The 13,719-nt window shown below is 50.6% G+C and carries 10 protein-coding genes and 1 pseudogene; 4 read left to right on the top strand and 7 right to left on the bottom strand.

Going from position 1 to position 13,719, the window contains the following annotated elements; translation table 11 throughout:
- Nucleotides 1–109: 109 nt before the first annotated feature.
- The 3 genes from nagZ to QNH46_RS06650 are packed head-to-tail and all read right to left on the bottom strand — an operon-like array spanning nucleotide 110 to nucleotide 2,524.
- Nucleotides 110–1,420, bottom strand: coding sequence for a beta-N-acetylhexosaminidase (gene nagZ / locus QNH46_RS06660; protein ID WP_283927419.1), 1,311 nt, complete (start codon nucleotides 1,418–1,420; stop codon nucleotides 110–112).
- Nucleotides 1,421–1,443: 23 nt separating this feature from the next.
- A complete protein-coding gene (locus tag QNH46_RS06655; RefSeq protein ID WP_283927418.1) occupies nucleotides 1,444–1,611 on the bottom strand; it encodes a hypothetical protein in 168 nt (55 codons plus the stop codon).
- Nucleotides 1,595–2,524 (bottom strand): GNAT family N-acetyltransferase, encoded by a 930-nt coding sequence (locus tag QNH46_RS06650; RefSeq protein WP_283927417.1) that lies wholly within the window; start codon nucleotides 2,522–2,524, stop codon nucleotides 1,595–1,597. Before QNH46_RS06650 ends, QNH46_RS06655 begins: the two co-directional genes overlap by 17 nt.
- Before the next feature lie 189 nt (nucleotides 2,525–2,713).
- On the opposite strand from QNH46_RS06650, the pseudogene QNH46_RS06645 reads away from it, so the two are divergent.
- Nucleotides 2,714–3,389 (top strand): annotated as a pseudogene (locus QNH46_RS06645) (response regulator transcription factor).
- Complete coding sequence (locus tag QNH46_RS06640) at nucleotides 3,386–3,592, top strand: hypothetical protein (protein WP_430691886.1); 207 nt, start codon at nucleotides 3,386–3,388, stop codon at nucleotides 3,590–3,592. The pseudogene QNH46_RS06645 and the gene QNH46_RS06640 overlap by 4 nt, the downstream one beginning before the upstream one ends.
- An 8-nt stretch (nucleotides 3,593–3,600) precedes the next feature.
- Here the strand turns inward: QNH46_RS06640 and QNH46_RS06635 are convergent, their stop codons facing one another.
- From QNH46_RS06635 to QNH46_RS24565, 3 genes are all read right to left on the bottom strand, one after another.
- A complete protein-coding gene (locus QNH46_RS06635) occupies nucleotides 3,601–4,053 on the bottom strand; it encodes a hypothetical protein (RefSeq protein WP_283927416.1) in 453 nt (150 codons plus the stop codon).
- A gap of 82 nt (nucleotides 4,054–4,135) precedes the next feature.
- Entirely contained in the window at nucleotides 4,136–4,867 is a 732-nt protein-coding gene (locus tag QNH46_RS06630; RefSeq protein WP_283927415.1) for a suppressor of fused domain protein, read from the bottom strand.
- Between the two features lie 48 nt (nucleotides 4,868–4,915).
- Nucleotides 4,916–4,966, bottom strand: a complete 51-nt coding sequence (locus tag QNH46_RS24565) for a hypothetical protein (protein ID WP_430691923.1) — start codon at nucleotides 4,964–4,966, stop codon at nucleotides 4,916–4,918.
- Between the two features lie 315 nt (nucleotides 4,967–5,281).
- Between QNH46_RS24565 and QNH46_RS06625 the strand changes: the two genes are divergently transcribed.
- Nucleotides 5,282–9,499 (top strand): S8 family serine peptidase, encoded by a 4,218-nt coding sequence (locus QNH46_RS06625; protein WP_283927414.1) that lies wholly within the window; start codon nucleotides 5,282–5,284, stop codon nucleotides 9,497–9,499.
- A 205-nt stretch (nucleotides 9,500–9,704) separates the two neighbouring features.
- The gene (locus QNH46_RS06620; protein WP_283928365.1) at nucleotides 9,705–10,361 is read left to right on the top strand and encodes a L,D-transpeptidase family protein; all 657 of its coding nucleotides are present in this window, start codon (nucleotides 9,705–9,707) and stop codon (nucleotides 10,359–10,361) included.
- Between the two features lie 641 nt (nucleotides 10,362–11,002).
- Here QNH46_RS06620 and QNH46_RS06615 read toward each other — a convergent pair.
- The gene (locus QNH46_RS06615; RefSeq protein ID WP_283927413.1) at nucleotides 11,003–13,552 is read right to left on the bottom strand and encodes a beta-mannosidase; all 2,550 of its coding nucleotides are present in this window, start codon (nucleotides 13,550–13,552) and stop codon (nucleotides 11,003–11,005) included.
- Nucleotides 13,553–13,719: the final 167 nt, after the last annotated feature.

Genomic DNA, 13,719 nt, shown 5'->3' with positions numbered 1-13,719 from the left:
CCTTTCCTTCAGCCAGGTTATGTCCTGTCAGGCTATAGACGTTCTGCGAAGCCGGAAAGTTACAATTGTTGACATACAGGCGTCTGATAAAAATAGGGCAAGGAGGGCGTCATTTGACTGTCTTGATTTTATGTTTGGTCAAAATATCCGTGATCTCTTCGTTAATAGCCCCGATATCGGGGCCGGACGCCGGATCATCCTTCAGTCCGTACTTCTCTTTCAGCTTCAAAATAGTGTATACCCGTTCGTCCAGCACCTCTGCCGGAATATCTCCACGCTTGACGGCCGCAGTCAGGGCATCGATTACCGCAAGCTGCCGTTCCCGCTCATGTCCAACCAGTACGATATTGCCCCCGCCTTGAATGAATTTCACGGCCGCCTCTCCGATGTCATAGTGCTTTACGATCGCTCCCATCGTCATATCGTCAGTCACGACAACGCCTTCGAAGCTCAGTTCCTCACGCAGCACATCGTGGATGACCGCTTTAGAGAACGAAGCGGGCTGTTCGGCATCAAGCTTTGGCATCAGCAAGTGAGCGACCATCACGACGTCCGCCCCTTCTTCAATCGCTTTAGCAAAGGGCACAAGTTCCAGCTTCCGCAGCCGCTCCATATCATGCTCGACCACAGGCAAGCCCAAATGGGAGTCCACCGAAGTGTCGCCATGCCCGGGAAAATGCTTGACCACAGGAATGACTCCCTCCTGCTTGATCCCTTGCAGCATGGCAATTCCCATTTCGCTGACGATCTTTGCCTCATTGCCGAATGAGCGGCTGCCGATCACCGGATTATCCGGATTGCTGTTGATATCCATTACAGGGGCAAAGTCCATGTTCAGCCCGAATCCCGCCAGCTCTTTGCCAACTACGGCTCCGAGGCCGGAAGCCAGTTCGGCGCTGCCGGAAGCGCCGATGGTCTGCGCAGCGGGCAGCGCTTGGAATTGCTCCGGCATCCGGGAAACCCGGCCTCCTTCTTCGTCAACGCTAAGCAATAAGGGCACCCTGTTATGCGCATTCATTTTCTTAAGCTCATTGAAGAAACCGACAGCCTGCTTGGTATCGCTAATGTTGTTCTTGTAGAAAATAAATCCGCCAACATGATAGGATTCAATGAATTGGCGAGCCGTATCATCCGGTGCCGTGCCTTCCACGCCGACCATAACCAATTGGCCGATCTTCTCCGCCGTACTTAGCTGTTCCAGCATGTCCCGGACAGAATCCTCCTCCTGTCCGTGACTGTTATTATTGCCGCTCTCCTGCGGATTTGCTCCGTTCTCTGGCTGCTGGACATGCTCCCCGGATTGCTCCGGCGCCTCCGAGCCCTGATTGGCATTTGGGGCTTGCTTTGGCGCGCAGGCTGCCGAAATGGCAAGCATGAATATGATTATGGCCATTAAGGTTATACGCATCACATGCTTCATGGACCTTGCCTCCTGTCTGTTCTTTAAGTCCCGATGGAGTCCAGCCACAGGATGAGGGCGAACGCGATTTGCAATAAACTGAGCACGCCAAATAAGATCATGATGACGATAAAGATCGTCCGCAGAAGCTTTTTTCCAAGGCTCCAGCCTTTACGGCAGGCCTCCCGAAACAGGTTAACGCTGCTCTCCATGCTTCTCCTCCATCTGGGCTATATGGTGCTGGTCATGCGGGATGAAATCCTTCAAATATTGCGCTACGAAAAACGGATGCCCGTCCGCATCAATGTATTCTTTATTGTAGGACTCGTCCGTTAATGATCGGATGGCGGCTATGATCTTCTCTCTGTAGAAAATCGCCTGCTCGGCCAAACTCGTGATGCTTGTCTGTTCGCCGTACAACTGCGCCTTCCGGTTGAATTCATCATAGTCGGTATGCTGAAGGGTCAGCGGCTCCTGTCTATAGATCTTGTCGATGGCATGTTCATAGAAATATTTATCCCACAGCATGATATGGCTGACAACGGCTCGCAGCGGCCATTTACCCGGAGCGACCGGCTGATTCCAATAAGGTTCCTCCCGTTCTTTCAGCTGGACTGCAAAAGCAATCCAATCCTGGAATGCGGCTAAAAGCTCGTCCCTTCCATCCTGGTACATCAGTTTCTCCAGGAAGACGAGATTTAACCGCTCATGTACCGGTTCGGTGCGATAAATACTGTATCCGAGCTTCTGATACAGGTACAGATTTCTTTCGCTCCGATGTCCGGTAAACAACTCGAATCTTGCGGTGTGAGCAAATAGCCGCTCAAGCTCCCGAATGAGCGCTGTGCCGATCCCCCGATTCTGGTAATCGGGGTGGACGATGACTTTTCCAATATAACATGTTCCATTACCCTCGCGGGCTCTTGCCGAACCGATAATCATACCGTCCTCCAGAACGGCTTTCAATATCGTATGCGACTGCGATTCTTCTATGAAATCCGCCAACGTTTGCGTTAACGGCGGGATTTGGTCATCCTGATAAATATGGGCTTCACTCTCGTAAGCCTGATATTGAAGCTGCAAAATTTGCTGTAAATCAGTTCTTTCGGCGGCGGTTATCCTCATGCGCATGGGGCCTCCTTTAATCTTGTTTGGATTAGCCTTATTCTACCATGAAGATGCATAAGTAGGCTGTTCCAATCATGCCTGTATCCTCATCTGTGAAAAGATAAGAAGTTGCGGTATATTGGCAGCAGTTGGATTATCATTTTGCAGCTCTATCTTTCTTAGTTCAGACAAGGAGATGCATAATACGTGATACATATTCTCATTGCCGACGACGACCCGCATATTCGCGAGCTTGTACGTTTTTATCTGGAAGCGGAGGGCTATTCCGTCGTGGAAGCTGCTGACGGAGGGGAAGCGTCTGACCGCCTTGCCGCCCAGCAGATCCATCTGGCTATCGTTGACGTGATGATGCCGAACAAGGACGGGTACCAGCTATGCGAGGAGATTCGGGAATACTACGACTTCCCCGTTATCCTGCTTACGGCCAAAGATCAGCTGGTCGACAAAGAGAGGGGCTTCGCTGTCGGAACGGACGACTATTTGACGAAGCCTTTGAGCCGAAGGAGCTTCTGTTCCGCATCAAGGCATTGCTGCGCCGTTATCAGATGGTGAACGCCGAGACAATCCGGCTGATGATACTGTCATCGACCGGCGAAGCTATGAGGTGCACAGCAACGGCAAGCTGTTCATGATCCCCATGAGAGAGTTCGATTTGCTGTCACAGCTCGCTAGCTATCCGAACCGGATTTTTACGCGGGAAGAGCTGATTCAGCTCGTATGGGGTCCTGATTTCGATGGGGATGACCGCACGGTAGACGTGCACATCAAACGCCTTCGCGACCGCTTTGGGGACAGTCATCGGGATTTCAGCATTACCACAGTGCGCGGCATAGGCTACAAGCTGGAGGTCGCGCCCCGATGAAATCGCTGTATCTGCGCATCGTCATCACGACGATCTTTGTCATGATTTTAAGCTTTCTCATTGCGTTCATCGGCTCCAACCTGTATTATCAGCATCTTCTAAAGCCGTTCAACGATCAGAAAATCACGGCGATGGCCAAGAGCATCAGTACCTTCTACGAGCAGAACCCTTGTAATGATAGTTCTACGTCCTTGCCGTCTTAATTCGCAGACTACCGAAGCTTCTTCACCCCTATGGGTCTCAATGTAAGCGGAGTGTACTGAATGGTATAAACCTCGCCTTTCTTGATCCCATTCGGTAGAATGTAATGTACTGTAATTTCGCCAATATGGACTTTATTACGGAAACTCTTTCCTCGTCCGCTCGACTTTTCAATTTCTGTAACTACTCCGCTTACCTGCTTGGGGCCGCTTACCATTAACAGCCCTAATCCCGCTAGCTCACGCAAACAGAAGGAAAGCAGCAATATGGCAAATAAAACATGAAGCCACGGCGGGTACTTTTTATTCTTATTCTCATTTTTATTGTTCTTCTTAACTCGTTCAGATTGAGGAGGCTGCAATGGTTCGCTCCCAGCGCTCAGATTCTCGATCAGAATTCCAATAGCCAACAGAAAGGCAAACAATATCAAAATGATTAATGCCCAAAGATGGAAACGGTCCAATCAGGACACCTTCTTCTTAATATTAATAAAATCAGTCATCATGATGCCGATGCTACTATGGAATCTACTATAGATAGCAGATTTAAAAAATCCAAAACGTTTTTTTGCAAACATTTTTGCGGGCTGGATTCAGAATTTCGTTTATTCCCGCCTTTTCCAGTTTAGGATATAAAGCCTCGGCCCCACGGTTTACCTTCAGTTCCATCTCCTCTTTGTACAGAGGGAGCAGGCTGAAGAAATGCACCGCCTTATCTTCAGAGAAAGTTAGCGTAAAAAAAGATTCTATATTATCTACGACCGAAGGCACCGTAAGCATCATTCCCGACAGCTTCGTATTGTGCGCATACGGCTCGGCCGGATCGCCGTTCGGGATCGTATGCTCGGCGAATAGCCATGTGTCGTATTCATGCGGAAATCTGGCCAGCTGCTTCAGGCAGCGAACCGGCCAATAATAATTCTCGTCCTGGAATGCATCTTCGGTCATCTGCCAGGTTGGCGGCAAACAGATCATCAGTTCGGCGTATTTAAAATTTTCGGCGCCTTCCGGTACAGTCATGGGCAGATTGCTCATCCCGCAGGTCACCAGCGTATAATAATTCCGCTCAGGGGTCGGAGCTACTATAAAAATATCCACATGCACCAAATCCGAAATGATTTCATGGTATACGCCCTCTATTTTTCCAATATGCGCCTCAATATGCTCTTCAATTCTAACCATAGCTTCTGCGTCGCCCGAAGCCAGCTGAAACTCCTTCGTACGCGGCCCGTGCCGGTAGATCGGGTAACCGGAAGAAGACTGTTCATTTTTGCTCATCTAATACCTCCAGAAAATATTAAAAAGTTATGTATTTTGCATTCGCTTCTAATTTGTAAACGTATTTCGCACGCGCTCTGATTTCAAGAAGTAAGGAATCCAAATCGCGCATCTTGCTATCCTATCAACTTATAGTCGAACCTCCCATTTGTATAGTTATTCCATTATATCTGATATTGTGACAAATATATACAAATTACTACTCTTGAAACCTGTTAAAGAGACGTGGTAATTATCTATTACTAATGGTAAAATCTTCTTTAGTATTTTTCCCCTATTAAACTAGCAAATATGATGTTTCGTCCATTTTACGTGCGAGGAGGATTGGTATAGGGGCCAACTTAGACTTGGTAGCTGACATCTAATTGAAGCTGGAATTCATATCAAATCTATTAATCAAGTGGAGGGAGTTATTTGAAGAAAAGTTTATGGATTCGCAAATCATTTGCTGTTATTCTGGCTTTTGCATTACTGATCGGGGCTTTGCCTGGCGGAAGCAGCGCTGCGGCAGCAAATTCGCTGCCCCAGCATATCAGCGATTTATTGACTTCAGCCGAATCCGCAGAGACGTTCATTTCGCCGCAGATCGATACAAGCTCTCACAACAAGGTTCGTGTTATTGTTCAGCTCGAAGGACAGCCTGCCGCCGTTGGCAAGTACGCCGCCCGTATGGGCATTCGCTCGCTTGCTGCTGAGGCGACGGAATCTGCAGTGCACTATGAACAGCAGGATTTCCTTAACGAAGTGAAGGACCAAGGCATCGATTTGCAAGTGAATTATCAATACAACACGGTATTAAACGGCTTCGAAGTAACAATTCCTGCTAATGAAATTCCATCCCTTGCCGAGATTCCTGGCGTCAAATCGATCCAGGAGAATAGCACCTGGTATGCTCTTCCGATCCCCTCCGCCACCGCAGCAGATGCCATCAATTATGACGACACTCCACTGAAGCAAATCGGAGCTGATGCCGCTTGGGCCAAAGGATTAACGGGCAAAGGCCTCAAAGTAGGCGTCGTCGATACCGGCGTAGATTATACTCACCCTGATTTGAAAGATGCATATAAAGGCGGGTACGACTCTTTCTACAACGATAACGATCCTTATGAAGAGATCCCGCTTACGCCAGCCGAAGATCCTTATGGAACCGGGTACGGCGGGACGGCTCACGGCACCCACGTCGCGGGCATTCTCGTAGGAAGAGCGGCAAATACGTCCGCAAACATTACCCAAAAAGGCGTTGCCTACGAAGCCGATCTCTATGCCTACAAAGTGCTTGGACGGGATCTGACAGATCCCGAAACGGCGTCCGGCACTTCCGCCCAGGTTATTGACGGCATTGAACGGGCCGTAAAGGACGGTATGGATGTCATCAACCTGTCGCTAGGCTCAGACGCTGAGAAGAACGTCAACTCTCCGGATGCCATCGCCATTAATAATGCCGTTCTGTCCGGAATCATCGTCGTCTCTGCGAACGGGAATGCCGGGCCAGGGCAATATTCTATGGGCTCGCCCGCAACCTCGCAGCTGGGAATTGCCGTTGGCGCCGTTACGAGCGACAGCAAAATATACTCAGTCCATTTAGACGCTGCTTTGGTAGATCATACTGGAACAGATGCCAGCGGAAACCCTGTCTCGGCGACGGTTGCAACTTACAGTTTATCCGCCCCACGTGCCATAGGCTGGGAGAGCGGCAAGGAGAATTTGGCGCAGATTCTCGGTGACGTTCCGCATGAAGTAGTATACGTTGGTCTTGGCAGTCTCTCAGACTATGCCAACAAGGATGTTGCCGGCAAAGTCGTTTTGGCCTCGCGCGGCAAGCTAACCTTCACCGAGAAAGTGATTTATGCAGGCATATCCGGCGCCAAAGCAATCGTAATCTTCAATGGTGTCAACGACGGGGATGATGCTGACTTAGATCCTCCTAACGCAGATAGAGACGATTATATCGACACCACGCTTGGCGACAATCCTCTATTTATACCTACCTTTGATATGAAGGGCGCGGAAGGACGCAAATTAGTCAAAGCCATGATGGAGAACCCGGATTTAGCGCTCCAATTTACTTTTGGAACAGATTACCAACCCTTAATTAGCAAAGGCGATACTTTGGCCAGCTTTTCCTCCTGGGGGCCAAACGCTGATGCCAACTTAAGCATTAAACCGGATGTCATGGCCCCAGGTGTAAATATTTTGTCCACTTATCCAGCGTATGGCAAAAGCGATCCAAACGCTTCCTATGATCAGGCATATTTGCGCAACAACGGAACCAGTATGTCTACCCCGTATGTATCTGGCTTAGCGCTTCTGCTCAAGCAGCAGCATCCGGACTGGACACCGTTCGATATTAGGGCTGCTCTTGCCAACACCGCAGATGTAATCAGAGATGAGAATAACGATTTATACGATGTGTACCAGCAGGGCGCAGGGCGCGTCAATGCAAGCAAGGCGACGAGCACGCCAGCATTGCTGCAGGCTCTGGAGCCGATAACGATTCTGGACACCAATTATTCGCCGAAAAACGTCATTAATTATAACTCCTCGGCGAGCTTCGGCATCATTGCTCCAGGAGGCGTAGCCGCCAAAAACCTGCAGCTTAAAAATACGGCCGATTATGATGTAGCCTATGAAGCTTCCATAGCGTGGCACAATGCAGGTTCAGGGGTAGATGTCACGCTTGATAAGACGACGATCACGGCAGCTGCCAAGTCGGCTTCCGTCATTAGGCTCGACTTGACTGTCGCAGACGATGCGAAAGAAGGCTTCTATCAAGGACAGGTCAATCTGGTCAGCGCTGGCAAACCTGATCTTCATTTACCTTTCACCATATATGTAGGCAGCAAGCTGCCCGATAATGGGTTCGGAATCCAGGAAGTGAAGCTTACCCATTCGGTTGTTTATCCTAGACGAAGCAGCCAGCAAACCGCAGACCTTACCTTCCGATTGACTGCGGCAGACACAAACTATTATGTCGTTGATGTTGTAAGCTTGGAGGATGAGACTTTAGGCTATTTCACAAGTGATATGATGGATGATCCAAACCAGCGCTTTGCGCCTGGCGTGTATACTATACCGGACATCGGCAGCAAATATTATCTTTATGACGAGCAAGGCAACGCAACGCTAACTCCTGCTCAGCTCAGTACCGGAACTTATAAAATATACGTTGTCGCAGCTCAGCTTACACCAAGTGGTGAGTTAGCAAAAAAAGGCGATGAGCCGATTTTATATCAGGGCATTACGTCCTTCCGGGTAGATCTTAGTTCGAGCAACACTGGCGGTGGTGGAGGCAGTGGCACCGGCGGTGGCGGTGGGGGTGGTGCAAGCGGTGCTCCGGGAGCAACTCCTGGCGTGAATCCTGCTCCGGCTGCGAACGTTCCTGACATCCCAGCACCACAAGCTGCCGACATTAGCGCAGCAGCCAGCGCAGTCATCGAACAAGGGTTAAAGCAAGTGGTGATTGCTCCAGTCAACGGTGATGCAAATCGTTCCACGGCGGCTCTTATCCGTGATGATGAATTGAACTCCGTGCTGGAATCGGTCGGCAACGAGGCGGCAGCCGTTATCATTCCCGTTCCCGGCAATGATAAACACCGCAGCGAGGTAAGGCTTAATGCTGAGCAAATTCAGCTTTTATCCCAGAAGCTGAATGCAAAGAGCACCGTAGTAGTAAGTTTTGAAGGCTCTGCTATGGCAATTCCAGTATCTCTGATGAAAGGAGCGCCTGCTGGCGCCGCATTAGAAATCATCATTGCGCAAGCAGATTCGGACAAATCTAAATTCGCTGCCAAAGCCGCAGGTGCTGCGGTCATCGGTTCACCTGCAGCCTTCGAGGCAAACTGGATTTCGGGTTCCGCTAAGAAACCTGTAGAGGTGCCAAGCAGCACATTTATTAAGCGCTCCTTCACGATTCCCGGCAAAATCGGAGCCAATCAGGCCGGCGTGCTCTACGAATCCAACGGAAAGATCCGTCCCGTAGCCTCCGTAGTCAAAGAGCAGGCAGACGGTTCTACGCTAGTTACGGTCAGCCGTCCCGGCTTCTCCGTATATGCTGCGGCCGGACGTTCTGTAGAATTCAAAGACATCGCCAGCTCCTGGGCAGCTTCCGATATTACTGCTCTGGCGAATAAGTTCATCATTGAGGGTACCTCGGCAAACACGTTCTCGCCGAAGAACAATCTGACGCGCGCCGAATTCACCTCCCTGCTCGTTCGGTCGCTGGGCCTACAAGCAAGCGGCTCGGTCACATTCTCGGACGTGCCCGCTGCAGCTTGGTATGCAGACGATGTGGCGGCCGCATTCGAGGCTGGGCTGATTCGAGGCACAGGCGATGGCAAATTCTCGCCAAATGCCCATGTAACCCGCCAGGAGCTGAGCGCTATTTTGGCCCGGGCCTTACAGCTCACGGGCACCGAGCTAAAGACGGCCAATCCGTCGCTCAAAGCTTATAAAGATGAAGCCAGTATTGCAGGCTATGCTGTAGAGAGCGTTAAGTCGCTGTCAGCGGCTGGCATCATAAGCGGCGACCTGGGCGACAGCGGCCAGAGCTTCCGTCCAACTGCGCCGACAACGCGCGAGACGGCTGCCTCCGCGCTACGCCAATTCCTGCAACAGGCTGGGTTGGTTGAATAAGATATTAAATGCGTATGCGACAGGCTGAAGGAGAGCGAGAAGCTCTCCTTTTTTGTGCTATTTTTTAGCCGTATGAAAGCCGGACTTTAGCACAAACTATATCTAAATTAAATTCTATGGTGAAATGATGACTATAAAACTTACTGCCAGAATCAGCATGCCGCTCAGATCGGCTTTATTCGTTTGTATGCTTATGATTGCGGAAATGGTCTTTTGCGGCTGGGGCACCTTCCCCCGTCACGTTCAGGCTCATGAAGACCCTTCGCTGCCGATCGTAGCCGACGAAGGGCTGTATACGATTGAGATTTACCCACAGTACCATAAGCTGATTGTCCGGGCACAGGGGCAAAAATTCAAAACGTATCCCGTTGCGGTAGGTAACCCGTCCACGCCAACCCCCGTCGGGGAATTCAAAATAATATACAAAGGAACCGATTGGGGACCTTCTTTTGGCCCTCGCTGGCTGGGATTGAACGTCCCCTGGGGAACCTATGGCATCCACGGCACAAATAAGCCTTACTCCATAGGGCAGCACTTAAGCCATGGCTGCGTACGGATGCGAAATAGAGACGTGATGGAGCTGTATGACATGATTCCGATCGGCACCAAAGTAACAATACACGGGCATGTGCTGGGCAATGCCAAACAGGATCCCAGGGCTTTGGCCGAAGGGGACGTGGGAGGAGAAGTTCAATTGATTCAATCCCGCCTGAAAAGCGCAGGATATTTCAACGGGGTCTGTAACGGCAAATTCCGGTACGATACAACCGCTGCCCTGAAAAAATATCAACGCGACCATGGCCTTATCCCTAATGGGGTCGTTTCAACCAAAGTTTATGAATCCCTTGGATTGATTGAGTAATCCACTTGTAAGCCGTGCATCTATAAATGTAATTTCCAAGGGGTTCGGGTCCTGATTAGCGGTCATATTAGCGAGCATTTCCCATGTGCTATAAAAAGCCCCCCCAGCGGCTAAAGCCGCTTGGGGGGTGAAATCTGCGCCTTCTATACACATTGATTTGCTGCTTGGCCGGCTGCTATCATGCAGCGCAGCCCCTATGAGGGAGGGATACGCCTGGGCGATGTCCAGCGTTTGGCGACTTGATTGAAGATCCTCAACATCCTGAACAGGACACAGCATCTTCCCATCGAATTCCTTACGGACTTAGAATCCCCTATTCACCGAAAATGCACGTAGTTCTATGTCTATCGGACCACAGATCACTTATTTGATGAAAAGTAGCGAAGATTCACGATGATATCAACAAATAGAGGATCGTGTGTCCGCCAGCGCAACGTTTTATGGCATTTTGTCACCAATAGCGGAACCTGTGTCCCATCCCATCAGCATCACGCTCACGTACAGAAGACACAACGCACATATATACTCGCTACGCACTCATTTGCATAGAACCCTTAACAGTCTAATCACACATTCGCACAACCTATCCTCGTAGGATATATGACGCCAGCCGCCCGCCCATCATGCAGCGCTGTACAGCTCTACCTGATGAAGTCCCTCATCGATCTAACCGTTAACGCTCCCGGCTTGCCCGGAACAAACGCCGCAGCATGGCCGGAGCTCCGGCGGCGGAAGGTGACGGTGTGCGGCACGCCCGGAATGAGATCGAAGAAGTTATCGGTGAATATCCCCTCTTCCTCCGCCGAGAGCCAAACCTGCCGTGCAAGAGCGTCTGTCTTCAACCTGAAGGAAGTGCCCTCGCTTCCCGGAACTTCCTCCACCGTAACAGCAGCTTCCGGCCATTCGATTTCGCGGAATGACTCAAAATAATATGGCTTGCTATCCAGCATCGCGCCATCCCCTTCCAGCTCAGCCAGTAATACTACGCGCTTCGGATCATGGGCGCCAAGCCATTCGCCAGTTTGGACCCGAAGCACGATATCGGCAGCATCCGCACCGATAGCCACATTCTGGCTCAGTTCGCGCAGCAGTTGGCCGTCAAAGTCGAACAGGCTCAGTTTAAGCACACCCGCAACAGGCTCCTGACGATCGGAAATCAGATAAACCGCCACTTCGCCTTCCCGGGTACCGTCGATCGAAAGCATGACGTCCCGGAAGCTGCGGCGTACCGTATACTGCAATGCCTTCCAGCGTCCATAGTAATCCATGCCGGCCCAGGAAGCGACCGGCCAGCAGTCGTTCATCTGCCAGTACAGCGTGCCCATGCAGTAAGGCTTATTCCGGCGGTGTGCCTCGATCGCTGTCTGAATCGCCTGGGCCTGCAATAACTGGCTCATGTACAGGAATGATTTGAAGTCCTGCGGTTCGGGAAAATATTGGTTCATGTACTCCTTGATCAACTGATTGCCTCTACCGTTTTTCTGGTGAGCAAGCATCACCTTGGATTCCAGCTCCAGCTGATCTTCCTCTGCATACTCCAGCACTGTTTTCAGCTCGGGAAAAGATTGAAAACCGTATTCGCTCATAAAGCGGCCAATTTTCTGATTATAGTTGTCAAACGGCTCTACCGCATGCCATACACCCCAATAATGAACATCGCCTTCACCCGTGATCTGAGTGGCATGCTGATTCTCGTCCCCTGTCAGGCTGCGCAGCGGAGAGGACGGCCAATAATCGGTGCCGGGCGCCCATTTATGGACGGCCTCGGGCAGGATGCGGTGGAACACGGCATCGTAATCCGCCCAGATTTTATCGCGCAGCTCAGCGCTGTCCAGCTTCTCCTTCCAGCCCCAGCCTGTATCCCGGGCATAATGCGCCCAAGCCGAGTCAATCTCGTTATTGCCGCACCATAAAGCGATGGACGGGTGATTCCGCAGGCGTCTCACGTTGTATTCCGCCTCAGCCGCCACGTTGTTCAGGAACGCTTCGTCCCCAGGGTACATACTGCAGGCGAACATGAAATCCTGCCAGACCAGCAGTCCATTCTCATCGCATAGCTCATAGAATGCCTCTTCTTCATATATACCACCGCCCCATACACGCAGCATATTCATATTGCTCTCTACCGCCGAGGCGATTTCATGACGGTAACGCTCCCGCGTCACTTCAGTCGCGAAGCTGTCATTCGGAATATGGTTAGCGCCTTTCATAAATACCCGGACACCGTTCAGCCTGAAGTAAAATGACGCCCCGGCCTCATCCTTCTCCCGCACCAGCTCGATACTGCGCAAGCCCGTGCGCACAGTTCGATCCGATACGGTCTCCCCGCCCTGCAGCAAAGCCGCTTGGAAAGCATACATTGACGGTTCGCCAAGCCCGCGGCACCACCATAGCTTGGGATCAGTAATCATCATCTCTAGCGTCAAAGTCTGCAGTCCCGGGCTTAACGCCACTTCCTGCTCCCAGGTCATGTCCTCCGTGCCGATGCGCAACCGCCCATTCCAGCCCGCTACAGCCTCAACTTCCACTACTGCCGTCAGCCTGGCGATCTCACTACTTATCTCGTCCTGGCGAATATATAAATCGCTAATTTTCGGAACCGACCAGCCCTCCAGACGAACCTCCCGCCAAATGCCGCAAGTTACAAAACGCGGTCCCCAATCCCAGCCATAATGATAAGGCGCTTTACGGGCAAAAACACTGACCTTGCGCTCCCCGAGCCCGCCTAATTCCGACTGGTCATTTGTCGCGGGCAGATCATATCCCAGCTCCTCGAGCTTCGGCAAATCCTCATTGATCGGCGAGCGGAACCGGACGAGAACGTCATTGCTTCCTGCGCGCAGCAGCTCCTTCACATCTACATGCCAAGCTCGGAACATATTGTCGGCAGACAGTACATGCTGTCCATTCACATAGACATCCGCATATGTATCAAGCCCTTCAAATACAAGCTGGACTCTAGCCATTTCCGCCGCCCAGCTCTCAGGCAGCTTAAAGCTGGATTTATATTCCCAATCCTTTTTGTCGATCCACTGCAAATCATGCTCATTCGTCCCGTAGAACGGATCCGGAATCAAGCCATGACGCAGCAAATCGGTATGAACCGTCCCTGGAACCGCTGCAGATAGCCAGTTCGCCTCATCACATGCTTTAAAACTCCACTGATTTAATATCTGCTGTTGAATGCTCATAAGCCCTCCATCAAATAACATAGTAGAATTTTCATGAATTATAATTTATTATATTACATTATCAATAGTTTTTGTTATTGTTTTGTTATATATATTATAAAACAAATTTTGTGTTCATACTCCCCCCCATTCAACCAACAACCCGACAATAGGTTAATTAAAGACAA

This window comes from Paenibacillus woosongensis (assembly GCF_030122845.1).
Classification (GTDB): domain Bacteria; phylum Bacillota; class Bacilli; order Paenibacillales; family Paenibacillaceae; genus Fontibacillus; species Fontibacillus woosongensis_A.
Note: the sequence above shows the minus strand (reverse complement) of the source record. Positions and strands in the feature narration are given on the sequence as shown.